Origin of the sequence: Neobacillus sp. 114 (genome assembly GCF_030127045.1) — a bacterium.
GTDB classification, from domain to species: Bacteria; Bacillota; Bacilli; order Bacillales; family Cytobacillaceae; genus Neobacillus; species Neobacillus rhizophilus.
The window spans coordinates 3,022,292-3,045,165 of record NZ_CP126144.1 but is presented as its reverse complement, the minus strand read 5'-3'; the positions used below and the strand labels follow the sequence as shown (position 1 = coordinate 3,045,165).

Here is a 22,874-nt window from a genome sequence, read left to right as displayed (position 1 = left end):
AATACCACGACTCTCAATTCTTTGGGATTAGTATTTACGTCTATAGATAACCTATAGATATCAATAATTTATTTTTATAGAAAGGGTGATAGCATTGAAATCATCATTGACTTACTCACTTCTTAAGCCTGAGCAAGTTGATCCCGATAAATCCTATCCTGCCTTATTTTTGATGCATGGAATGGGCAGTAATGAACAAGATTTACTGCCATTGGTTGCCGGTTTGGAAGAGAAATTTTTCATTTTTAGTATCCGTGGTCCGCTAGTGCAGCCACCTGGCTTCGCGTTTTTTACGATTGAAGGCTTTGGAAAACCGGACCGCCATGTTTTTGATGAGACAGTAGGGATGATCTCCAATTTTATTGATGATGTTTTGGCGGAATATCCGGTAGATCCAAATCAACTCTATTTGGCCGGTTTTAGTCAGGGAGCAATTCTTTCGATGTCCCTCGCAATTAAACTGGGAAACCGTATTAAAGGCATTGCCGCTTTAAGTGGGTACATTCCTAGATTTGTGAAAGAAGAATATGAAAAGAACCCGGTAGAGGAACTATCGCTTTTTATTTCCCACGGTGAATTCGACCAGATTCTTCCATACCAATGGGGTGTTGAAAACGATGAATACTTTAGAAGTCTGGGTGCAAAAGTTGCTTTCCATTCGTATCCAGCAGGACATACTGTTTCATTAAAGAATCAACAAGACTTTACACAATGGTTAATCAACAAACTAGAAAAATAAAAAAATAATAGGAGAGATGAGAAAATGTTGAAAAAATATGAAGTAAGTACATTGATCTTACGTATAGTTTTAGGTGTGACGTTCTTTATCCATGGATTTGTTAAATTTCAAGGCGGAATCGAAAATATTGCAGGTTGGTTTGCAAGTATCGGGCTGCCAGGTTTCATGGCCTATGCGGTTGGTCTTATTGAAATAGTTGGGGGTATCGCCTTAATTGTCGGATTTGGAAGCAGAATCGTTTCCGCATTATTTGTATTGTTAATGGCTGGTGCCATTTTTAAAGTAAAATTAGCAGGTGGCTTTTTGGGAAATGGTCAAGGTGCCGGTTATGAATTAGAACTTGCTTTTCTGGCCATGTCTTTATTAATTGCCATCAATAACAGCAAGTTGTTCGCTCTCGACCAATTATTATTCAATAAAGAAAAGAAAGACAATAATATTAGTAAAGCTGCTTAATTAAAGGAGGAATAATAATGCTTCCATCATTATTTATCGCACATGGCGCGCCATTATTGGCGATTGAAAACAATGAATACACACAGTTTTTAAATCAATTAGGAAAAAATCTTCCTCGTCCTAAAGCTATTGTCATTTTTTCAGCCCATTGGGAATCCCGTCTGCAAAAAGTAAGCGATGTTGAACAATACAGTACCATTTATGATTTTGGAGGATTTCCTCCTGAATTATATACGATTCAATATCCTGCACAGGGAAATCATGTACTTTCGAAAGAAATAATGGATTTGTTTGCTGCAAATGAGGTACCGTTTGAAACTGAAATGCAGCGCGGTCTCGATCATGGTTCATGGGTTGTCCTTCGGATGCTGTATCCGGACGCTGATATTCCAGTTATTGCGATGTCGGTCAATTCACAACTGTTGCCTGAAGAACAGTATAAAATCGGCAAAACCTTGACCGGGTTAAGAGAAAAAGATATCTTAATCATTGCCAGCGGGGGAACATCGCATAACTTAAGAGCCGTCAATTGGGCCGATAGCGGAGTGGACCAATGGGCGCTCGAATTTGAAGACTGGCTTGCCTACCATCTGAACCATTGGGACCTAGACTCATTATTCCAATATGATACCTTAGCTCCAAATGCGGAATATGCCGTTCCCCCATATGGAAGAGAACACTTTATCCCGCTGTTTTACGCGATGGGTGCCGCCGACAATGCGAAAAAAGCAGCCTTGCTGCACCGCAGCTTCCGATATGGAAACTTGACACATAGTGTTTGGCAATTTGGATAATTATTTATAGATTCAAATACATTTAACAAGCCGACAGTGAAATGACTATACATTTAGTCCATTGCACTGTCGGCTTTGGTATTATATAGAAAGGTATACATATCAGTTTTTTGGAGGAGTGTCTGTATGGCGAAGACAATTTTCACGAACGGAAAAATCTATACGCTGGATGAACTTCAGCCCTTGGCAGAGGCAGTTGTGGTGGAGAATGGAAGAATTGTTGATTTAGGTACTCATGCTGAAATGACTCTTCAATGGGGAAGAGATGGGTCTCGTGTTGTTGATTTGCAAGGAAGGACGGTTACTCCCGGACTGATTGACAGTCATCTGCATCTTTCTGGCGTGGCCTTTAATTTCTTAGACCTTGATTTAACAGGGGTCAAATCGAAAAAGGAAATGCTCGATAAATTGCGTTCAAAATCTGACAGCATTCCACCCGGAAAATGGCTGGTCGGAATGGGTTGGGATGAGAATTTGTTTACAGAAGGCGGAATTCCGACTTTAGAAGAACTGGATTATGCTGCACCGCATTGTCCAATTTATTTAAAACGAATTTGCCACCACGCCTTTTTAGTAAACAGTAAGGCTCTTGAAGTGTCTGGTTACCACCCTGCCATTGAGGTTCCTGTCGGGGGAACGGTTGTATTAGACCCTATTACGGAAAAACCAACAGGAATGATTTTGGAATCAGCATCTAAACTATTTACCAATCATATTCCGGAGAAAAGCTATGAAGAGTTAAAAAGCGGTTTAGCGAAGGCAATGAATTATGCTGTAAAAAAAGGGTTAACAAGTGTCCACACGAATGACCCAGCCTTTTTTGGCGGATTAGAGCAAACCTATAGAATGTATGATGAATTAATTAATCAGGAAGGTAAAGCCTTACGCTGCAATCTTTTGATCGATTATCCTTATCTTCAAGCATTGAAGGATAGAGGAATGTATGCCGGTTACGGGAATGAGAAATTGCAAATCGGCTCTATCAAAATATTCGCTGACGGCGCGTTTGGCAGGAGAACGGCTCTATTATCTGAGCCATATCATGATCAACCTGGTGCGTATGGGGATGCAATGCTTAGCCAAGAAAAACTATATGAGATCGTGAAAAACGTTAGGGAACATGGCATGCCAATTGCCGTACATACTATTGGTGATCAGGCATTGGAAAATGTTCTGGATGTGCTTGAGCAATTCCCGGCGGTCGAGTATCGTGACCGGATTATCCATGTTTCTTTGGTAAGGCCGGATTTGATTAAGAGGTTGGCGGTGCCAAGCCGAATTGCTGATATTCAACCAAGATTTGTGGTCGGAGATTATCCATGGATTAAGGAAAGATTAGGGGAGAAGCGGGAGCAGTATTTGTATGCTTGGAAATCGTTGCTTGCGGCAGGTGTCATTTGTGCGGGTGGTTCTGATGCCCCAGTTGAACCTGTGGACCCTTTATTAGGTATTCATTCAGCAATAACTCGGAGAGCCCCATGGGATTCCCATGAAGGTTGGAATGCCGGAGAAAAGCTATCTATACAGGAAGCTATTAGATTGTTTACAGTTGGTGGTGCCTACGCTACCAACGAAGAAACTTTAAAAGGAACAATTTCTAGAGGAAAGCTGGCGGATATGACAGTTTATTCGAAAAATCTATTCGAACTTGAAGACCCTGATGAACTACTGCAAACTTCGGTTGAAATGACGATTATTGATGGAGAAATACAATAAAATTAAATTAATTCCTTCCCAATAAATGAAATTGGGAAGGAATTATATAAACCCCTATTCATCTTTTGGTGCAGAGCCCATAAAGGATCCATCAAAGAAAGTTGCCATCATAATTGTGCCGTCTTGAGCTATAAAAGGTACCCCTACAATTGTAATTCCATAAGAATTATGTACAAGTACTTCAGTGTTATTTATCCCTCTCCAGTTATCTCCATCCTTAATAATAGAAAGTTTTGTTTTTTTAAATTCCTGACTGCTGATTAAATTTGCAATTATTTTGTTTTTCTGTGCCCCGTAAATAGGAGTAACATCATGACAAGTACAATTTTCATCTTCCGCTGCTTTTACAGGATTACCGGGTGCAGCAAAAAGGGAAAGAGCAATAAATCCACCACAAATAAGGGCCAACATTTTTTTCTTCATACTTTTTTCCTCCTTTAATTAAACTCTGTACTATCTTTCTATTTATTTCGACAATCTCCTTCAAAATACCCGGTAATATTTTTGAAAAACACCAAAATATATGCCGAAATTGTGTCAGTTGCCCTAAAAGTTGTCAATTTATCCTAAATAAGGTCTAATAGAATTAGTATTTTCGTATGGTAAAGGGGAATCATGTGTGGGGTTTTTTGCAGGTGTTTTAGTAATCTATAATTTACTTTTGTTCTATATCGGCTGGAATGGCTGGAAATGGATGAAAACATTTATTATAGGAAAAAATCGGGCAAGGTTTATCTACTGGCTGATCCTCGTTTTTGTTGCCTATACCTTTGTCTACGCCAGGTTTTTGGATGACAGTGCCATCTTTACATGGCTTGGCGGGATTTGGCTGGGGATTTTTTATTATTCGGTTTTGCTGCTTCCATTTGTGAATCTTTTTGTATTTTTAACACGGTTTACCCGTATTCAAAAAGAAAAGGTTGTAAAATGGTCCGGTTTTACCACTGTATTGATTATTTCCGGATTATTTGCATTAGGCTTATACAATGCCTTTACTCCTGTCGTAAGAACCTATGAAATAAACATTCCGAAGCATGTGGAAGCGGTAAAAAGTCTTAACATTGTCATGGCATCCGACATGCATTTTAGTGAGATGTCGGGGGCGAACCACGCTAAAAATCTTGTTAAACACATCAATGCCTTGAAACCTGACCTTGTGCTGTTTCCGGGGGATATTATTGATGATGATGTGGATCCTTTTCTCGATAAAGGAATTCCAGATATTTTGAAAAAGATAAAAGCACCGGTTTATGCCTCTATGGGGAATCATGACCGGGAGGAGCCTGGGATTGATCTGATTAAAATTTTTAATAACAGCGGTATGAGGTTAATGGCAGATGAAGTAATTGTTTTAGATAATGGGATTACCTTAGTTGGCAGGAAAGACCGCGGTTATCAGGATGTGGTTAGGATGAAGCTTTCCGATTTAATGAAACAGGTGGATTTATCAAAGCTGGTTATTCTCCTTGACCACCAGCCGTATGATTTGGATGTTGCCGAAAATAATGGAGTAGACCTGATGGTGTCCGGACATACTCACCGCGGACAATTGTTTCCGGCTAATTTGATAACAAATAAGATTTATGAAAATGATTGGGGCAATCTAAAAAATGGACAGCTACATTCGATAGTCACGTCGGGATATGGTTTCTGGGGAACGCCCTTAAGAATTGGTACTCAGTCTGAAATTGTTCAACTAAAATTGAAGTTTACAAAATAGCGAAGAACCAAATTGGTATTTTTCAAAAAAAATCCCAATTTGGTTCTTTTTCTATTTATTATCGGGCAGGAATTTTTCATTAGAATAAAGAAACTATTGTTGGAGCCAGATTGGTGTACTTAGGATGGTTGATTTGGAGGGTTTTATGATTTTAGACGATTCGGTTGTTCATTTTTTAAGAAAAACAGAACCGCTTTATATACATCTTGCTGTCGCCAATTCTGAAGGGCGTTCCTATTCCGTCCGGGGTTTTGGTGTGCAAACAAATGAAGGGAAGGACCAGCTTAAAATTTTCATACTTAAATCACAAGCAAAGAAGGTTTTATCTTTTATTCATTCAGGTTCTGGAAGAATTTCGAGCTTATTTACGGATGGTTTTACGAATGAATCCTATCAAATAAAAGGGAGTTATATAGAATCAAAATTGTGTACTGAAGAGGACAATGAATTCTTATCACGGTATCGGAAAGGCAGCCTAAAGCTTTTTCCAAAAATGTACAACAAATTTCCATTGTCAGCTACGATTTGTGATTCCGTATCGTATTATGTAGAACAAGTTTATGTCCAAACACCCGGTCCTTATGCCGGGAGTAGGTATGAAAAAGGAGTGGACACCCATGATACCTGAGGAAATGCATCCGGCCTTAATGGGAGTAGTACCAGCAACCATAATTACTAGCAATAAGGATGGAGTACCCAATATTACAAATATCGCCAGGATATGGTTTGTTGATTCTCATCATGTTGCCATCGCCAACCATATGTTAAACAAGAGCATTCAAAATTTGCGCCACAATCGATTTGCCTTTATTCGGACAATGGATACTAATACATTTACCACATGGGAACTGGATGTAGAATACGAGGGTTCAAATTTGGACGGAGCAATTTTCACGGAAATGAAGAAGCAATATGAGGTTCTCTCGATGATGCTGGAGTCTGGCAATCCTATCACTGTAAAAAGTGCTGAGGTATTCCAGGTACTGTCAGTCCGTAGTTGTGACGAAGAAAATAGTCATTTGATTTCTAATACCGATTTATATAATCCCTTATTGGAACAATTAGAGAAAAAATTAGGCTGGGATTCCTCGGGAGTATGGATAGAGGATGAAAATTCTGATGAACTACATCTTGTTACAATACGCGGAATGGAGGAGGAAATAGCAGCTACAGTTCTGAAACGGGTTGCGCAGTTGTCTCTTCAGCAAAAAAAGCCATTACGGATTTTAAATATCAGATCGCAGTTTCAATATGCAGTTACCACCTTTCTTCGCCTTCAGGATGGTCAAGAAAATTTCACCGGCCAAGACTATAGGAAAATCCACCAACATTTTATCTCCCTCCCACTTATAGGGGAACACGGGGAAGTCATTGCCGTCATTGCTTGTCAAAGCAATGATTCTGATAAATTTCGTAGGTTTGAAGAAGAGGTATTGGAGAGCTTTTCGAGAGGATTGGCAAAGTTAATTGAAAAAAGCAGCGGAATTAATGACGAAAACGAACGTCTGAAGATAATGGAACAGGAGCTTGAACATGTCCTGTTTAAGGTCTCAAAACAGACTTCTGAGGTGAAAATTCCTTTAAGTCCAAGGGAAATCCAGGTTGCGATACAGGTCGCAAAAGGACTTTCGAATGACCAAATCGCACAAAATTTGTTCATAAGTAAGCGGACGGTCACCACCCATTTGAAAAGGATTTATCAAAAATTAGAGATAGGCTCCCGCGCTGCCTTGACAAAGTATGTTCATGAAAATGGCCTGACAGAATCATCCACTTAAAATTACGTATTTTAACCGATATTTTTCAATTGGCAAACCACTTATGATAAGTTCAAGACTTATGAATAGGTGGTGTTTTTTATGGAATGGATTGTTTTATTACATGTTGTATCGGCAGTTGTCGGGCTTGGCCCTGCTTATGCCTTTCCTTTGATTTTAAGGAAGGAAAAATCACTGGAGGAAGTAAAAAGGATGGCGGACTTGGTGACAAGATTAGAGATCCTTCCAAAAATCTTTGGCGGATTAACGTTGTTAACCGGGATATTATTGGTCTGGCTTGGCAATTACGGCACGTTTTTTACTTTATGGATTGCGGCCGTGCTCATCTTGTTTATTTTAGCGGAAGTGGTCATCATTGGATTTCTGACTCCTATGGCTAAAAAGCTTGCTATGACTCTAACCCAATTAACCGAACAGGGCAAATCCGAAACAAATCCAATAACTCTAGACCTTCTTTCAAAAGTGCGAAACTACCATATCGCCTCATGTGTGATTGTATTGGTGATTATTGCTCTGATGGTCTTAAAACCGGTATAAGGAGAGGAGAAAATTGGATCAATGGACGAAAAAGTATTTATCAATATTAAACGTTGAGGCAGCTGCACCAAACTATGAATTTTTGCAGCGCTTAGTAGAGGCTCATTTACATCGTTTACCATTTGAAGTATGCAGTAAATATTATTATTTCTCCACTAAGAAAGACAATGAGCTCATTCCCTCCAAGGAAAAGTTTTTGGATAACTTTCTTGAACGAGGCTTTGGAGGAAATTGTTATATTTTAAATATTCATTTCGGGGAACTGCTACAATCTCTGGGATTCGAAGCAAAATTTGTCCGTGCTAGAGGCGGAAATAACCATTTAGCATTGATGGTGACAATCGAGGGTAAATCCTATTATTCAGATGTCGGGTACATGGCCCCGTTGTTCGAACCGCTATTAATTGAGAAGGAGCCCTATTTGATTCGCTGCGGCGAAGAAATTATCATAAAAAAAGAAAAAGAGCTTGAATATCTGATTGATAGGAGAACTGGCGGGAAAAGTTTTGTCGTCAAAACAATAGAATGGGTTCCAGTACAGCTTGAGAGTTTTAAAGAAGATATTTTCCATTCCCATCGGGATGAGGGGGAAAACCCATTTATGCGCAGGATTGTAGCGACCATCTTTAAGGAACGGGTTAGCTATGCAGTCATGAATTCGAAACTAATCATCAAATCGGACCAGCATATCCAAGTCCAGAACTTCGAAGATAAGGACGAATGGCTCAACATGATGCAATCAACCTTTAACCTACACAAACAAGACCTTGAATTTGCGCTAAATTTCCTAAAAGAACGTAATGTCTTGAGTTTTAATTAAAAATATATATTATACCGAAGAGTCAAGCGATATGAAAAAATTACCATATTGCTTGACACTTTTCTTTTTCATAGATTAATATGTAAGCGCATACACTTTTTCTATATGCCTATTTTTCTGAACAATAGAATAAGGAGGGGACATTGTTGAATATTAGTGAAGTTTTGTTTCAAACGGCAAAAGAAATGCCCAATCATGCTGCTATTGTATTTCGGAACGAGAAAATTACCTATCATGAGTTATCTGATAAGGTGAAGGAAAAAGCGGCAGGACTTCGAAAGTATGGAATTACAAACGGTTCTCATGTCGGTCTGATGATGGCCAATAAGCCGGAATATGTAATTGCCTATTTTTCCTTGCTAGCAATTGGTGCCACTGTGATTCCTCTTAATCCTACCTTCAAAGAAAATGAAATAACCTATATTCTAAATGATTCCGATGCTGTTGCCCTTATAGTTGATGAAATTGGCCTTGGTGAAGTTCAAAAGGCCCACAAGTCTCTCTCATCAGTAAGATCTATCTTCACTTTAACCAAAACAGAAGCCTATGTCGCGTGGGAAGAAGTCTCTGGTGAACCCGCAAATTTCTTTATCGAACAAAAAAATCCATATGATAATGCCCAAATAATCTATACTTCAGGAACAACTGGCAAGCCGAAAGGGGCATTGATTACACACGGAAATCTGGGTTGGATGTCGGAAACGAGTGCTGACCTTTTGGAGCTAACAAAGGAAGACCGGGTTCTTGTCGTTCTCCCATTATTTCATGCGTATGCAAAGCTGCAGGGCTTACTTATCTGTTTGTTAAGAGGGGCTACGATCTACTTGGAAGAACGCTTTATTCCAGATGTTATCCTACAGAAGCTTGCCGACAACCATATTTCCATTTTTCTCGGTGTTCCTACCATGTACACGAAGTTTATCCATTCGCCAAAAATAAAAGAATTAGATTTTTCCAGCCTCAGACTTGCAGGTTCAGGCGGAGCCAGTCTCCCAGTTGAAATTCTAGAAAAAGTGGAGGAGGAAATGGGTGTACAAATCGGCGAAGGCTATGGCCAGACCGAAAGCACTGTCATGATTAGCTGTTTCCCTAGCGATATTGAAAAGGTTCCAGGGTCAGTCGGGGTGCCCGTTCCTGGTATCGAGCTGCAAATAGTCGACCCGAATGGCAGGGAAGTCCCTGTTAACGAAGTAGGGGAAATTATTTTTAAAGGGCCAAACGGCATGAAAGGCTATTATAAAAAAGAAGAAGCAACGAACGAGACGATAAAAGACGGCTGGGTCTATACCGGAGACCTAGGGAGGAGGGATGAGCGAGGATACCTTTATATTGTTGACCGCAAAAAGGACATGATTATCCGCGGCGGCTACAATGTCTATCCACGAGAAATAGAGGAGGTACTTTATACTCACCCAAATATAGTAGAGTGCGCAGTAGTTGGCGAATCTGACCCTGTTTTTGGAGAAGAAGTAGCCGCTTATGTTGTGACGAAATCGGAAATCACACCAGATGAGATCGCAAGTTTCTGTAAACAACAGCTGGCTTATTACAAGATTCCTAGAAAAATATATTTTATGAAAGAACTGCCGAAAACAACAACTGGAAAGATTCTGAAAACACCGTTAAAAAAGAAATAAATCTTCAATAGTTTGTTCTTTTTTTGTTAGGACATAGAATATCTTTTAAGGTAATTATTTGAAATTAATAGGTGAAAAGTTTGGGAGGGAATCTATTTGAGAGCTGCACAAATTATTGAGCAAAGACAGCCATTAAGAATCGGAAATGTAGTTGATCCAACACCTGGTCCACATGATGTGATTGTCAAGGTAGAGGCAAGCGGCGTGTGCCGGAGTGACTGGCATGCGTGGATGGGAGATTGGGCATGGCTTGGTCTAAGTCCAGTGCTGCCAATTATACCAGGCCACGAATTTGGCGGAGTTGTCGAAGCCGTCGGAAAAGAAGTAAAAAACTTCAGACCAGGCGACCGGGTGACGGCACCATTTCATGAAGGTTGTTCACACTGCCCAAGCTGTTTAGGCGGCCATTCTAACCGCTGTGATAATTTGCAAATTTTTGGATTTGCCCATGATGGAGCTTATGCGGAATATGTAAAAGTGCCTAAGGGAGATTTTAATTTAGTTCCACTTCCGGATGAAGTTGATACAGTTACTGCTGCTGCAATCGGCTGCCGTTACATGACGGGCTTCCATGGTGTGGTGCGTGCCAACTTGAAGCCAGGAAATTTTCTGGTGGTCCACGGGGCAGGCGGTGTAGGGTTGTCGTCCGTTCAGGTCGGAAATGCTATTGGCGCTCAAGTCATTGCGGTAGATGTGGATGATGCCAAGCTGGAAATGGCCCGAAAAGAAGGGGCTGTAGCGACGGTCAATGCACGCAGCGAGAATGTGGTGGCAGCTATAAAGGAAATTACTAGAGGGGGTGCCCATGCCTCTATCGAAGCACTGGGAATCCAGGAAACCATATTAAATTCCGTGCTTTGTTTAAGAAAGGGCGGCCGCCATGTCCAAATCGGCTTAACAACCCATAACGAACAAGGAATTGCCGGCCTTCCGATTGATGCAATCACAGCGATGGAATTAGAAATTGTCGGGAGCCTAGGGAATCCACGGTCGGAGTACGATGGATTATTGTCAATGATTGCTCAGGGAAAATTAAATCCACGTTCCCTCGTATCAAGGGAGATAGCTCTAGACCAAGTGAATGACGTCCTCAATGATATGACTAATTTTAAAACCTATGGCTTTAATGTCATTACAAAATTTAAATAAGCTTTGATTTCGAATAAATAGCCTGGTGTCCGCCGGGCTATTTATTATGTAAAAATCAGCAGGGATATTGCCTTCCTTGTTGAAATAGTTTAATAGGTACTGAAAATTTTAAAGGAGGGACAACGTAAATGATTTCAACCTTAAGATTCCCAAAACAATCATATACCGGCTGGGGCTCCATAGCGAAGCTTTTTGAAGAACTGGAGGATATGAAGCCTAGCCGTATTCTAGTAGTTACCGACCAAACCCTTGTTAAAATCGGATTGGTCCATCAATACTTATCTCCCCTAAATGAACAATATGATGTTAGCCTTTATACTGATGTTGAGCCGGAACCATCGCTCGCTTGTGCAGAGAGATTAGCGGCGTATGCTCGCGAAGGCGGGTTCGATTGTGTAATCGGTTTAGGTGGCGGTAGTGCATTAGACTTGGCAAAAATCGCTGCCGTCATATCGCAAAATGAGGGTGATACAGCAGATTATCTTAATCTCACTGGTACACGGAAGCTAAAAACGAGGGGAGTCCCAAAAATATTAATTCCCACAACATCTGGAACTGGCAGTGAGGTAACAGATATTGCCGTTGTTTCCCTTGAAGGGACCAAGGATGTCGTCACTCATGATTTCTTACTAGCTGATATTGCGATAGTTGATCCACAATTAACCCTGTCTGTTCCTAAAAGAATAACAGCGGCCACCGGAATTGATGCCTTAACACATGCTGTGGAAGCCTTTCTTTCTGTTAATGCAAACGAGGCAACAGATGCACTTGCTATTAAAGCTGTCGAATTAATCGGTGGCTCATTAATGAATGCAGTTGATAATGGAGAAGACAGGGAAGCAAGAACTGCGATGAGCTACGGCAGTTATCTTGCCGGACTGGCTTTTTTCAACGCAGGTGTCGCCGGTGTTCATGCCCTTGCCTATCCGCTCGGAAGCCAGTTCAAATTACCGCATGGAGAGTCCAACGCTGTGTTACTTCCGTATGTCATGAAAACGATTTCTCCAAGCTGCCGTAACAAACTGAATCGGGTATGCAACATATTAACCAATCACGGTGAGGAACGAACTGAAGATGAAATTTTAACGTTATTTTATAAACTGGTCGAAAGCGTCGGGCTTCCAACGACACTAAAAGAATATGGCATACCAGAATCCAGTCTTTCAAGCTTAACTGAAGATGCAATCAAACAAAAAAGACTCCTGGCCCGAAGCCCAAAACCTCTCGGCAAAGATGAAATCTATCAAATTTATCAAATGGCTTTTAACGGCTTAGATTAAAGGTGGTTTTCTCATGTATTTGACATTAATCGAACCAAGGGTTTCTGAAACGGACGGTGTCGGCCATATCAATAATACGACGATCCCAATTTGGCTGGAGGCAGGCCGAAACAAGCTTTTTAAATTATTCAACCCGGAGGATACCTTTCATGACTGGAAGATGATTATTTTAAAAACAAATGTAGAATACGTAGCACAAATCTATTTTGGTAAAGACGTAGAGGTAAAAACATGGGTGAAGAAAATCGGCAATTCCAGTTTGGAGCTATACGAGGAAATTCATCAAGAGGGCAGACTATGCGTTATTGGTACTGCAGTATATGTGAATTTTAACCTTCAAACGCAGAAATCCGAACCAATTCCTAATGATATCAGACAGGAATTGGAGCTTCATTTATATGAAAATATTAATTAATGAGGGGGAATTTAAGTGACACCTCGCAAAATGAAATTTTGGGGATGGGGCTATGAAGATGGCCTGTCCCCTCAGGTTCAGTATCAAGTGGAAGCAGCAATGGCAAAGCGGTTTGGAGTAAGCGATTGGAAGAAGACGCCGCCGCCAGCTATCACTGAAATATCTCTCAAGCAGCCTCGCATACACATACCACAATCTCTTCAGCATCTATGTACTAATGATACCCACGAGCGCTTATCGCACACATATGGAAAATCCTACAGGGATGTCGTGAGGGCTTTTCGCCGTGATTTTACGAATGCTCCAGACATAGTGGCTTTTCCCCGTAATGACCATGAACTTATTAATATTCTAGACTGGTGTAACGAAATTCAGGCTGCTGTTATTATTTATGGCGGCGGAACAAGTGTAGTAGGAGGGGTTGAGCCTGAAATCGATGACCGATATTCGGGTTCAGTATCGATTGATATAAGGAATTTTAATCAAGTCCTTGAGGTTGACAAAATTTCGCGTGCTGCACGTATTCAGGCGGGGATTCGCGGGCCGGCTATTGAAAAGCAATTAAAGGAGCAGGATTTAACTCTCCGTTTCTTTCCACAGTCTTTCGAATTTTCCACGTTAGGAGGATGGATTGCTACCCGTGCAGGGGGCCATTTTGCCACCCTGCACACACATATCGATGATTTCGTGCAATCGCTACGTGTCATTACTCCAAAAGGCGTGGTTGAAACAAGAAGGCTGCCTGGTTCTGGTGCAGGACCAAGCCCTGACAGGATGTTTATTGGCTCTGAAGGTACGCTTGGAATAATCACTGAGGCCTGGGTCAGGCTTCAGGACCGTCCGGTTTATCGAACTGCAGCCTCGGTACGTTTCCCGGATTTTCAGTCCGGAGTGAAAGCCGTCCGGGTACTAAGCCAATCTGGTTTATATCCTTCCAATTGCCGTTTGCTTGATACAGGTGAGGCGCACGACTCTGGGGCAGGGGACGGACAAACAGCAGTACTCATGCTTGGCTTTGAGTCGCATGATCATCTTCTTGACGTTTGGATGATTAGGGCATTAGAATGCTGTAAGGAATTTGGCGGAGTATATGGGCAGGATGTTATCAAAACTAGAAGTGATTCATCCGCAAGCAGGGAAGGTGATGTGGGTACGTGGCGAAATGCGTTTATCCAAGCACCGTATCTAAGGGATGTCCTTGTCGGCTTAGGGATTATCGTGGAAACCTTCGAAACAGCGATAACATGGGACCGTTTTGAAGGATTTCATACTGGAGTAATGGAGGCCGCTCAAAAGGCGGTTAGAGAAATTTCCGGCCATAATGGATGGGTGACATGCCGAATCACACATGTCTACCCTGATGGACCGGCACCATATTACACCGTTAAAGCTCTTGGAAAGCCTGGCAGTGAACTGGAGCAGTGGGACGAAATCAAAGCGGCTGTATCTGAGGCCATCATTTCCCTCGGCGGCACGATTACCCACCATCACGCAGTTGGCCGTGACCACAGGCCATGGTATGACAAACAGCGTCCGGACCTCTTCGCCTCTGCACTAAAATCGGTAAAACGCACACTAGACCCTGGATATATTCTTAACCCGGGAGTGCTCATAGATTAAAGCTGTATATAAAGGATCTTATGCTACTGAACCGATGTTTTTTTCAAGCGTTTGAGCTCATATAAAGGCTCTATGCTACCTAACCGATGACTTTTTCAAGCGTTTGAGCTCATATAAAGGCTCTATGCTACCGAACCGATGTTTTTTTCAAGCGTTTGAGCTCATATAAAGGCTCTATGCTACCGAACCGATGTTTTTTTCAAGCGTTTGAGCTCATATAAAGGCTCTATGCTACCGAACCGATGTCTTTTTCAAGCGTTTGAGCTCATATAAAGGTTCTATGCTACCGAACCGTTGATTTTTTCAAGCGTTTGAGCTCATATAAAGGCTCTATACTACCGAACCGATGTTTTTTTCAAGCGTTTGAGCTCATATAAAGGTTCTATGCTACCAAAGCGATGATTTTTTTAAGCAATCGAGGTCATATAAATTCTCTACACTAAAAAGGCCTGATCCCCTGCACTTATAAACAGCAGCGCAGCGGGGTCAGGCCCTTTCATCCTTAATTTCTTTTTACAGTGTAATATTTTATCGGATCCTTTTCGGATTCCTTCAGGACTTCTGAGATTGTGTTTGTGATGCTTTCCGGTCCTTGGGCATCAAGTCCGGTCTCCCACATCATCATTCCGCCCATGCCGTGGTCAAGGGCCAATCTCGTTTTTTTCTTCATTGTCTCTTCACCATTATAATAGTAGGTTGTACCGTTCATTTGGACTGTATCAGCTCCAGCATTGGCAGGATTTTGATTTAATATAGCTCCGAATGAAACCTGCTTGATTTTTGGATCCTCAGGCTGCGCATAAAGCGGAACTCCCAAAACCAATTTCTCTTTTGAAATATTATATTTATCAAAAAGTCCCGTCCAATAGCTTACGATTTTTTCAGTGAATGGGTAGGGAGATAAATTAGCAGCATGGTAGCCGTCATCCCATTGTCCGTCATAGGCCATGATGTTTACGTGGTCCACGTATTGAAACATTTCTGGCTCATATTTAACAAACCCAATTTCCGTTAATGTTACTGCATGAATCATTGAATATACTGCAATAGAAAGCTCTTTGTTTTTAGGGTGAAGCTGTTCGCTTAATTCTTTCGCGAACGCGGCCAGATTCTGAGCATCGTCGGCGGAACGAGGGTGTTCAAAATCGATATCGATCCCGTCCAAATTTTCTCTATCGGCAATTCCAGTTAGTTCATTTACTAGTCTTGTCCGCGACTCCGGATTTGAAATGGCCGTTTTGAAATATTCATACGATTCCCCACCTTTAATGTGATACCATCCACCAATGGCTAAAATTGCCTTCGTATTATGTTTTTTCGCATTTGCGACCATTGCTCGCAAGTTACCAAGCGCTGTATCTCCGTTTAGCAAAATTCCGCCATCCTTGGTCGGATGCACAAAAGAGAAGATTACATGGGATAACTTGTCATATTCGAACGTATTTGGGTCACGAAAATCTTGTACATATCCAATGAGAACTTTTGAGTGCGCTTTTTCCACTTCAGGGATTGCTTTTTCCTTTGGTTTTAAAGCGGATTTTGGTGATTGATCTATTTTTACTATTTTTGAATCATGATGATTTGCGGAAAAGAACAATCCGGCAGCAATTCCTCCAATAAAGGTAAATAAGATTACCAGTGCAAGGAGGATTTTTCGTTTATTCATGGCTGACTTCCTCCTATAAAAATATGACATTAAAAGTTTAACAGATAAGGAGGAAGGAGTGGATGGTAATATCTTGTAGAGTTATAAAATTCAGAAAATTCTTTATGCACAGCTCGAATTATAGTACAATTTGTAAATGTAAGTCATTTCCAAAGAAATAAATAAAAAGGGGCTATTGGGAGAAATGGAGAATAAGAACCACTTAAGCAGGACGAAATCAGCTAAACAACAGCGGTTCAAAAATTCATTACGTTTTACCCTGCTTGCAGTATTTATTTTAGCGGCCGGAGGTTTTGCTGCTGCGTTTTATATGAAGACGGATAAGGCTGTACTTTCGAGTTCCTCTGAAAAAGTTAATTATTCTAAGAAAGAAGAGAAGAGTGTGATAGAGGAGGAGCAGCCTGAACAATCTCAGGCTCAAATACAAACTCAGCCGAATGCAGAAACGACAATTAAAATAAGTGCAGCAGGCGATTTTACATTGGGGACAGATGAAACTTTTACATATCCAGATACTTTTGTTCATACAGCATCGGCAAATGGTTTGGCTTATTTTGTTCAAGGACTCGATAATATTTTTCTGGAGGACGATCTTACTACGGTCAATTTAGAAACGACGTTAACAAATTCAACACAAAAAGCGCAAAAAACGTTTCGCTTTAAAGGAGACCCCGGTTATGCAGAAATTTTAAAACTGGGCGGTATTGAGGCAGTTAACCTCGCCAACAATCATATCCATGATTACCTTCAGAAAGGATATGCTGACACGATTGAAGCTTTGAAGAACCAACAAATCGGCTACTTCGGCTATGAAAATCAATATATAACAACCGTCAAGGGCGTAAAAATCGGGGCTTTAGGCTATGAGGGCTGGCAGGATACACGTGAAGTAAGGAATAAGGTTTCACAAGGTATTAAACAACTGCGAGAGCAGGGGGCACAGATTGTTCTTGTTCATTTTCACTGGGGAGTGGAACGGCAATACGTTCCAACAGCCTCGCAAAAATCATTGGCCCACTTTGCAATCGATAGTGGTGCCGATTTGATTCTAGGACACCATCCACATGTCGTTCAGGGAATTGAAGAATATAACGGTAAATTTATTGTTTACAGTCTTGGGAATTTTATGTTTGGAGGAAACAGGAATCCATCTGATGAAGACACGTACGTTTTTCAACAGACATTTCATCTCGAAAATGGAGTGCTGACTGATAAAAAAGAAATCAATATTGTTCCATTTTCGATTTCTTCTGTTTCGTCGAAAAATAATTACCAGCCTACCAAGTTAAATGGTTCGGAGTTTGATAGAGTGAACAAGAAAATTATTGATGTTTCAAATAGAATCAATGGGACTGGGTGGATGGTTTATGATCAAGAGATTAATACAGAATAAGCAAATAAAATATATGATAATACGAAAGCAGAGAGTTGTGTCTCTCTGCTCTCATAAGTTTATTATTTAACATCCCATGGCGTTAGATCATATGGGCGTCTGACCGAAGTAAACTTTGAACCAAAGTTAATATCTGCAACAACTTTTGGATCAAGGATATTATCTCCGGCTGGTTTTTCCCCATTTTCTGCCCAATTCACCAAATCATCAAATGCATTAATTTGTTCCTGATTTGTAAATTCACAGTGTCCTATTCCACGAATTGCACGAGATACTAATAGGTCCTCCTTATTTTTTTCAGCCACTCTTTTCGCATAAATTTGTTCCATTGAGAAAGGAACATAAAGATCTCCCAATGTGTGTAACGTAACAGTTGGCACCTTTAGGTCTCCGTTTACCTTTGGAATGGCAGCCAAACCGTTATTATGACGGCCGTTTGGATCATTAGAAATTCTTAGGACACTTTCATTTAATGCCACTTCTTCAGGCGACAGTTCTGGATCATTATCTAACTGGTAAACAGAATCAGTATTGTTTATAACATTGCCTGTTGCTTCCCCGTATGCAGGGTTTGTTGGCATACGCTGAAGAAGGAAATCGTCAAACATTCTCTCATAAGCAATTTTAAATAACGGCCGATCTCCACCTGAGAGGTTTTCAGTAACCTTCTCTAATAATACCCCTTTGTCAGTTAATGATTTAAAAACAATAGACCCCGTAATTGGATCTTTAGTCAATCCATTCCCTAAAATTTCTCTTAAATGTGGAACATAATTAACAAAATAATTATCATCTGCCACAAACCTTTGTTGTTCTTTTGTTTTTCCATCTAACGCTTGAGCCACCAGCCCATAATCCGTAAAGAAGTCAAACAACTCCGAGTCTCCCAAAACTCCGCACATTGGCAAGGCTCCATCAACATCACCGTACTGCTCAGCATATACACCAGTAACATGACCACCCATAGAGTGGCCCAGAATATAAGTACGTTTAGGGTTACCGACCAATTTTCTAAACAAACCGTTTAAATCATGTGTATCCTTTACACCAGATTCAACATCATAACCATTTGTACTATAACTCGATGCGGCCCAAGCATATCCGCGCTCAAGAAGCTCTTTACGAACAGACGGTGCAGTTACAGTTAGAGCACTGCCAGTCCCACGATAACCATGGGCATACAATACCAGTTTGCCATTCCAATTCTTAGGAGCTTCTATCCAGTAACCGGCACCGTTATGTATGCCCTTAAACAGTTTTGTTGTTTCATACCCTTCTAAATGTGATAAAGAATTTAATTGTGTTTTATCCACATAAAAATTTTTCTTATTCTGCCCATTAGGAACAAAAAACTCTGGCGGTTTAATATTCAGTGAAGTGGATGAATCAGATGGTGAAGGTGAAGGCTGGTCTGCAAATGCTAGGGAGCTGAGTACAGATAAAGAGAGAGTTGTAGCTAAAACGGATGCAAATCCTTTTTTTCTTTTTTTCATGAAACCACCCCTAGGTAATATAATATTGGGAATATTAGTTCTAATATTCAGCCACTTTGATTATAGGACAAGCATATTACTTCGTATATTGAAATATTTCTACACGAAATAACACCAAAAAACAGCAGGATACAGGTAATGATAAAAAAACAAAAATTGTGATAAGTGATGTCTTAAATTTGGTGAAAGAGGTAGAAAATTTACGCCATTTGATTCATTTGAAAAATAGGTATATTATCCCGTTACAGAAGATTCTGAATACTGTATATAATAGTTAGTAAGTATTCACTAACCAAAAGAGAGGGTGAAGAATTTGGGATTGCAATCGGATACAAAAAAGAAAATTATCCAGGAGGCACGCAAGCTCTTTGCCGAACGAGGATATAATGGCGCCACAACCGCCGAAATTGCCAGGCGTGTTGAAGTTTCAGAAGCTGCTCTTTATAAACATTTTTCAGGCAAAAAGGATATTTTTCTTGCCTGCATTACTCCGTCTGTTTTTGTGCCCCCCAAGATGAATTCTGATCATAATCCCGATCTGGTCAGGGACGTCATCAAAGCAAGGGTGGAAGTAATCCGAAGCAATTTGGACAGCTTCAACATCCTTTTTAGGGAATCGCCAAACCATCCAGAGCTGGCAAAGATGTTTATGGAGCAAATTTATATTCAGGACAAAAGTATGGAACAGCTTTTGCAAAAGATATCTAACGGAAATCTCACCCCAGTCCAATCCCTTCTATATGAGCTTGGCATCACTAGCGCTATTTGGTCCATACTCAACTTTGAAAAACTCCAGGAAGAAATCATCTCAGAAAAATTACCGCTCGATCATATGGAGGATGAAATTGCCGATGTTATTTTATACGGCCTATTAGGAAAAAAGTGACTTATAAGCAGAAAGGAGCTTTTTATGGAAAATTTTATGCGGATTCCGCAGCCAAAAACGTATGGCCTTTTAGGAAATATACCGTTGATCGATAAAGACGCACCGACGCTGTCATTTTGGAAAATCGCCGATGAATACGGTCCGATTTTTCGCTTTGAGGCTTTCGGATTTATCATGCATTTTGTTTCTAGTCATGAATTAATCGCTGAGGTCTGTGATGAATCCCGCTTTGACAAGAGTCTCTCCGGAGGGTTGTATTTTCTGCGTTCTTTGGGAGGAGATGGCCTATTTACAAGCAAAACAAAAGAGCCGAATTGGCAGAAAGCTCATAACATTCTTATGCCTGCCTTCAGCCAGCAAGCAATGAAAGGCTATCATACGATGATGGTTGACATCGCCTCGCAACTCGTACAAAAGTGGTCACGTTTGAATCCAAATGAGAGCATCGATATTCCCGATGATATGACCCGTCTGACCCTTGATACGATTGGTTTATGCGGATTTAACTATCGCTTTAACAGTTTCTATCGGGAAACCCACAATCCGTTTATCATCAGTATGATCCGGGCACTTGACGAGGCAATGCACCAAAGCACAAGGCTGCCTATCCAAAACCAGCTGATGGTAAGAACCAAGCGGCAGTTTGAACACGACATTAAATCAATGTTTTCTCTAGTAGATAAAATTATCGCTGAACGCAAAGAAGGCGGCGATCAAGGGGAAACTGATTTACTGGCACGAATGCTGAATGTCAAGGACCCGCTAACAGGAGAGAGGCTTGATGATGAAAATATTCGGTTCCAAATCATTACGTTCCTGATCGCAGGACATGAAACGACAAGTGGATTGCTTTCTTTTGCCATTTACTTACTTTTGAAGCATCCTGAAGTATTGAAGAAGGCATACAAGGAAGTTGACCAGGTTCTAGTCGATTCTATTCCTTCGTATCAGCAGGTACTCGACCTTAAGTACATTCGGATGATATTAAATGAAGCATTACGTCTTTATCCTACTGCGCCCCAATTTACTTTGTACGCAAAGGAGGATACGGTCATTGGCGGGAAATACCGGCTCAAAAAATACGATAATGTGTCCGTTATTATTCCAAAACTTCATCGCGATAAGGATGCATGGGGAGAGGATGCTGAAGCTTTTCGTCCGGAGCGGTTTGCAGATATTACTAAAATTCCCGCAGATGCCTATAAGCCGTTTGGTAACGGGCAGCGAGCGTGTATCGGGATGCAGTTCGCCCTCCATGAGGCAACAGTTGTATTGGGCATGATTCTCCAGCATTTTGACTTGATCGACCATATGAATTATCAATTAAAAATTAAGCAAACATTAACGCTGAAACCGGATAATTTTAAAATTCTTGTAAAATTACGGGAAAATAAAAGAATCGATACATTTGCTTTATCTACTGAAAAAGTGGCAGCCCCGAAAAATGACCAAGAAGCTCCAAAGTATTCACTTATTGGCGTGAATAATAGACCGCTGCTTGTTTTATATGGTTCCAATATGGGAACAGCAGAACGGGTTGCACATAAGCTTGCCGATATTGCCCGTTTGCATGGGGTAAGAAGCGAGGCTGCTCCCCTAAACGACAGGATTGGTAAGTTACCAACTAAAGGAGCCGTAATCATTGTCACATCCTCCTATAATGGGAAACCGCCGAGAAACGCACGCCAATTTGTTCAGTGGCTAGAACATCTGGAAACAGGTAGTTTAAAAGGTGTCCAGTACGCGGTATTTGGATGTGGAGATCACAACTGGGCGAACACCTACCAGGATGTGCCTCGTTTTATTGATGAACAACTTGCCCTTAAAGGAGCAGTCAGATTTTCAGAGCGGGGGGAAGGTGATGCAGGCGGTGACTTTGAAGAGCAATTGGAAGAATGGAAAAACCAGATGTGGCAGGATGCCTTTAAAACCTTCGGAATTCAAGTGGACAAAAGGACTGAAAAAGAGTCAAATACGATTTCCATACAGTTTGTCAATACTGTCATGGGTTCACCTTTGGCTGGAAAGTACGATTCCGTACAAGGTTCGATTGTAGAAAATCAGTTAGTGTTTAATAACGAAAATGAACCAACAAGGCAAATTGTGATTTCCTTGCCAGAAGGGCTAACCTATCAGGAAGGTAACCAACTTGGGGTCTTTTCATGGAATAGCAAAGAAACCGTTCAGCAAATTCTTAACCGGTTTGGATTAAATGGGAAGGACCATGTGATTATTACCGCAAGCGGCCGTTCTGTTTCCCATCTTCCATTAGACCGCCCGGTAAGTCTAGTTGATCTTATAAGTCAAAGTGTGGAAGTGAACGAAGCGGCAACAAGGACGCAAATTCGTGAACTAGCTGCCTATACGGTTTGCCCTCCGCATAAGCGGGAATTAGAAGCGTTATTAGCGGATGGGGTCTATGAAGAACTTGTTTTGAAAAATAGAGTTTCGATGCTTGACTTGCTTGAAAAATATGAAGCATGTGAAATGCCATTCGAACGTTTCTTAGAGCTATTGCCTTCACTTAAACCAAGTTTTTTTTCGATAACAAGCTCTCCAAAGGAAAGTCCGGATCGAGTAAGCATTTCTATAAGTGTTGACCAAGGGGATCCAGGACAGGATGAGGTTGATGAGCAAAAAGCGGCATATGCCTTCTTGGCGGATTCAAATCCAGGAGATCAAATCGTAATGTTTATTTTAAAATCTGAAGCAGACCATCAACAGATCGAAAACCAGCAATATAAAATAGGTTAAAAAGAAAGTCCCTGAATTCTT

General features: G+C 40.9%; 19 protein-coding genes and 1 pseudogene. 17 read left to right on the top strand and 3 right to left on the bottom strand.

Annotated elements, in window-relative coordinates; translation table 11 throughout:
- The first annotated feature begins 85 nt into the window (after positions 1-85).
- From QNN06_RS14935 to QNN06_RS14920, 4 genes are all read left to right on the top strand, one after another.
- The gene (locus tag QNN06_RS14935) at positions 86-739 is read left to right on the top strand and encodes an alpha/beta hydrolase (RefSeq protein ID WP_349654938.1); all 654 of its coding nucleotides are present in this window, start codon (positions 86-88) and stop codon (positions 737-739) included.
- 24 nt (positions 740-763) lie between these two features.
- A complete protein-coding gene (locus QNN06_RS14930) occupies positions 764-1,195 on the top strand; it encodes a DoxX family protein (protein WP_284037806.1) in 432 nt (143 codons plus the stop codon).
- Positions 1,196-1,212: 17 nt separating this feature from the next.
- Complete coding sequence (locus tag QNN06_RS14925; RefSeq protein WP_284037805.1) at positions 1,213-1,989, top strand: DODA-type extradiol aromatic ring-opening family dioxygenase; 777 nt, start codon at positions 1,213-1,215, stop codon at positions 1,987-1,989.
- A 126-nt stretch (positions 1,990-2,115) separates the two neighbouring features.
- Complete coding sequence (locus tag QNN06_RS14920) at positions 2,116-3,705, top strand: amidohydrolase (RefSeq protein WP_284037804.1); 1,590 nt, start codon at positions 2,116-2,118, stop codon at positions 3,703-3,705.
- A 54-nt stretch (positions 3,706-3,759) separates the two neighbouring features.
- Here the strand turns inward: QNN06_RS14920 and QNN06_RS14915 are convergent, their stop codons facing one another.
- The gene (locus QNN06_RS14915; protein WP_217034637.1) at positions 3,760-4,128 is read right to left on the bottom strand and encodes a hypothetical protein; all 369 of its coding nucleotides are present in this window, start codon (positions 4,126-4,128) and stop codon (positions 3,760-3,762) included.
- Positions 4,129-4,324: 196 nt separating this feature from the next.
- Between QNN06_RS14915 and QNN06_RS14910 the strand changes: the two genes are divergently transcribed.
- From QNN06_RS14910 to QNN06_RS14865, 10 genes are all read left to right on the top strand, one after another.
- On the top strand, positions 4,325-5,425 hold the full coding sequence (locus QNN06_RS14910; RefSeq protein WP_284037803.1) for a metallophosphoesterase: 1,101 nt from the start codon (positions 4,325-4,327) through the stop codon (positions 5,423-5,425).
- A 145-nt stretch (positions 5,426-5,570) separates the two neighbouring features.
- Positions 5,571-6,053: a hypothetical protein gene (locus QNN06_RS14905; RefSeq protein WP_284037802.1), complete on the top strand. Its 483-nt coding sequence runs from the start codon at positions 5,571-5,573 to the stop codon at positions 6,051-6,053.
- On the top strand, positions 6,043-7,203 hold the full coding sequence (locus tag QNN06_RS14900) for a LuxR C-terminal-related transcriptional regulator (RefSeq protein ID WP_284037801.1): 1,161 nt from the start codon (positions 6,043-6,045) through the stop codon (positions 7,201-7,203). Before QNN06_RS14905 ends, QNN06_RS14900 begins: the two co-directional genes overlap by 11 nt.
- An 81-nt stretch (positions 7,204-7,284) precedes the next feature.
- Positions 7,285-7,740 carry a DUF2269 family protein gene (locus QNN06_RS14895; RefSeq protein WP_284037800.1) on the top strand — a complete coding sequence of 152 codons (456 nt, stop codon included), beginning with the start codon at positions 7,285-7,287 and terminating at the stop codon, positions 7,738-7,740.
- Positions 7,741-7,753: 13 nt separating this feature from the next.
- Positions 7,754-8,560: an arylamine N-acetyltransferase gene (locus QNN06_RS14890; protein ID WP_284037799.1), complete on the top strand. Its 807-nt coding sequence runs from the start codon at positions 7,754-7,756 to the stop codon at positions 8,558-8,560.
- A gap of 146 nt (positions 8,561-8,706) precedes the next feature.
- Entirely contained in the window at positions 8,707-10,197 is a 1,491-nt protein-coding gene (locus tag QNN06_RS14885; protein ID WP_213115619.1) for a long-chain-fatty-acid--CoA ligase, read from the top strand.
- Positions 10,198-10,293: 96 nt separating this feature from the next.
- On the top strand, positions 10,294-11,346 hold the full coding sequence (locus QNN06_RS14880; protein ID WP_213115620.1) for a zinc-dependent alcohol dehydrogenase family protein: 1,053 nt from the start codon (positions 10,294-10,296) through the stop codon (positions 11,344-11,346).
- Between the two features lie 128 nt (positions 11,347-11,474).
- Complete coding sequence (locus tag QNN06_RS14875; protein WP_213115621.1) at positions 11,475-12,626, top strand: iron-containing alcohol dehydrogenase; 1,152 nt, start codon at positions 11,475-11,477, stop codon at positions 12,624-12,626.
- Between the two features lie 13 nt (positions 12,627-12,639).
- Entirely contained in the window at positions 12,640-13,041 is a 402-nt protein-coding gene (locus QNN06_RS14870; protein ID WP_213115622.1) for an acyl-CoA thioesterase, read from the top strand.
- Between the two features lie 15 nt (positions 13,042-13,056).
- On the top strand, positions 13,057-14,661 hold the full coding sequence (locus tag QNN06_RS14865) for an FAD-binding oxidoreductase (protein ID WP_217034630.1): 1,605 nt from the start codon (positions 13,057-13,059) through the stop codon (positions 14,659-14,661).
- A 502-nt stretch (positions 14,662-15,163) separates the two neighbouring features.
- On the opposite strand, the gene QNN06_RS14860 is transcribed toward QNN06_RS14865, so the two are convergent.
- Positions 15,164-16,327 carry a glycosyl hydrolase family 18 protein gene (locus QNN06_RS14860; protein ID WP_213115624.1) on the bottom strand — a complete coding sequence of 388 codons (1,164 nt, stop codon included), beginning with the start codon at positions 16,325-16,327 and terminating at the stop codon, positions 15,164-15,166.
- A gap of 184 nt (positions 16,328-16,511) precedes the next feature.
- On the opposite strand from QNN06_RS14860, the gene QNN06_RS14855 reads away from it, so the two are divergent.
- On the top strand, positions 16,512-17,720 hold the full coding sequence (locus QNN06_RS14855; protein ID WP_284037798.1) for a CapA family protein: 1,209 nt from the start codon (positions 16,512-16,514) through the stop codon (positions 17,718-17,720).
- A 62-nt stretch (positions 17,721-17,782) separates the two neighbouring features.
- On the opposite strand, the gene QNN06_RS14850 is transcribed toward QNN06_RS14855, so the two are convergent.
- The gene (locus tag QNN06_RS14850) at positions 17,783-19,213 is read right to left on the bottom strand and encodes an alpha/beta hydrolase (protein WP_284037797.1); all 1,431 of its coding nucleotides are present in this window, start codon (positions 19,211-19,213) and stop codon (positions 17,783-17,785) included.
- Positions 19,214-19,526: 313 nt separating this feature from the next.
- Here QNN06_RS14850 and QNN06_RS14845 point away from each other — a divergent pair, with 313 nt between their 5' ends.
- Both QNN06_RS14845 and QNN06_RS14840 read left to right on the top strand, forming a co-directional pair.
- Complete coding sequence (locus tag QNN06_RS14845) at positions 19,527-20,099, top strand: TetR/AcrR family transcriptional regulator (protein ID WP_213115627.1); 573 nt, start codon at positions 19,527-19,529, stop codon at positions 20,097-20,099.
- Positions 20,100-20,123: 24 nt separating this feature from the next.
- A pseudogene (locus QNN06_RS14840) lies at positions 20,124-22,820 on the top strand (cytochrome P450); the annotation flags it as partial.
- Between the last annotated feature and the right edge of the window lie 54 nt (positions 22,821-22,874).

What these genes read in the sequence shown, in the direction of transcription:
- QNN06_RS14930 (WP_284037806.1), top strand. Translation starts at nt 764, where the DNA reads ATGTTGAAAAAATATGAAGTAAGTACATTGATCTTACGTATAGTTTTA.
- QNN06_RS14895 (WP_284037800.1), top strand. Translation starts at nt 7,285, where the DNA reads ATGGAATGGATTGTTTTATTACATGTTGTATCGGCAGTTGTCGGGCTT.
- QNN06_RS14925 (WP_284037805.1), top strand. Translation starts at nt 1,213, where the DNA reads ATGCTTCCATCATTATTTATCGCACATGGCGCGCCATTATTGGCGATT.
- QNN06_RS14855 (WP_284037798.1), top strand. Translation starts at nt 16,512, where the DNA reads ATGGAGAATAAGAACCACTTAAGCAGGACGAAATCAGCTAAACAACAG.
- QNN06_RS14920 (WP_284037804.1), top strand. Translation starts at nt 2,116, where the DNA reads ATGGCGAAGACAATTTTCACGAACGGAAAAATCTATACGCTGGATGAA.
- QNN06_RS14905 (WP_284037802.1), top strand. Translation starts at nt 5,571, where the DNA reads ATGATTTTAGACGATTCGGTTGTTCATTTTTTAAGAAAAACAGAACCG.
- QNN06_RS14875 (WP_213115621.1), top strand. Translation starts at nt 11,475, where the DNA reads ATGATTTCAACCTTAAGATTCCCAAAACAATCATATACCGGCTGGGGC.
- QNN06_RS14900 (WP_284037801.1), top strand. Translation starts at nt 6,043, where the DNA reads ATGATACCTGAGGAAATGCATCCGGCCTTAATGGGAGTAGTACCAGCA.
- QNN06_RS14915 (WP_217034637.1), bottom strand. Translation starts at nt 4,128, where the DNA reads ATGAAGAAAAAAATGTTGGCCCTTATTTGTGGTGGATTTATTGCTCTT.
- QNN06_RS14860 (WP_213115624.1), bottom strand. Translation starts at nt 16,327, where the DNA reads ATGAATAAACGAAAAATCCTCCTTGCACTGGTAATCTTATTTACCTTT.
- QNN06_RS14850 (WP_284037797.1), bottom strand. Translation starts at nt 19,213, where the DNA reads ATGAAAAAAAGAAAAAAAGGATTTGCATCCGTTTTAGCTACAACTCTC.
- QNN06_RS14870 (WP_213115622.1), top strand. Translation starts at nt 12,640, where the DNA reads ATGTATTTGACATTAATCGAACCAAGGGTTTCTGAAACGGACGGTGTC.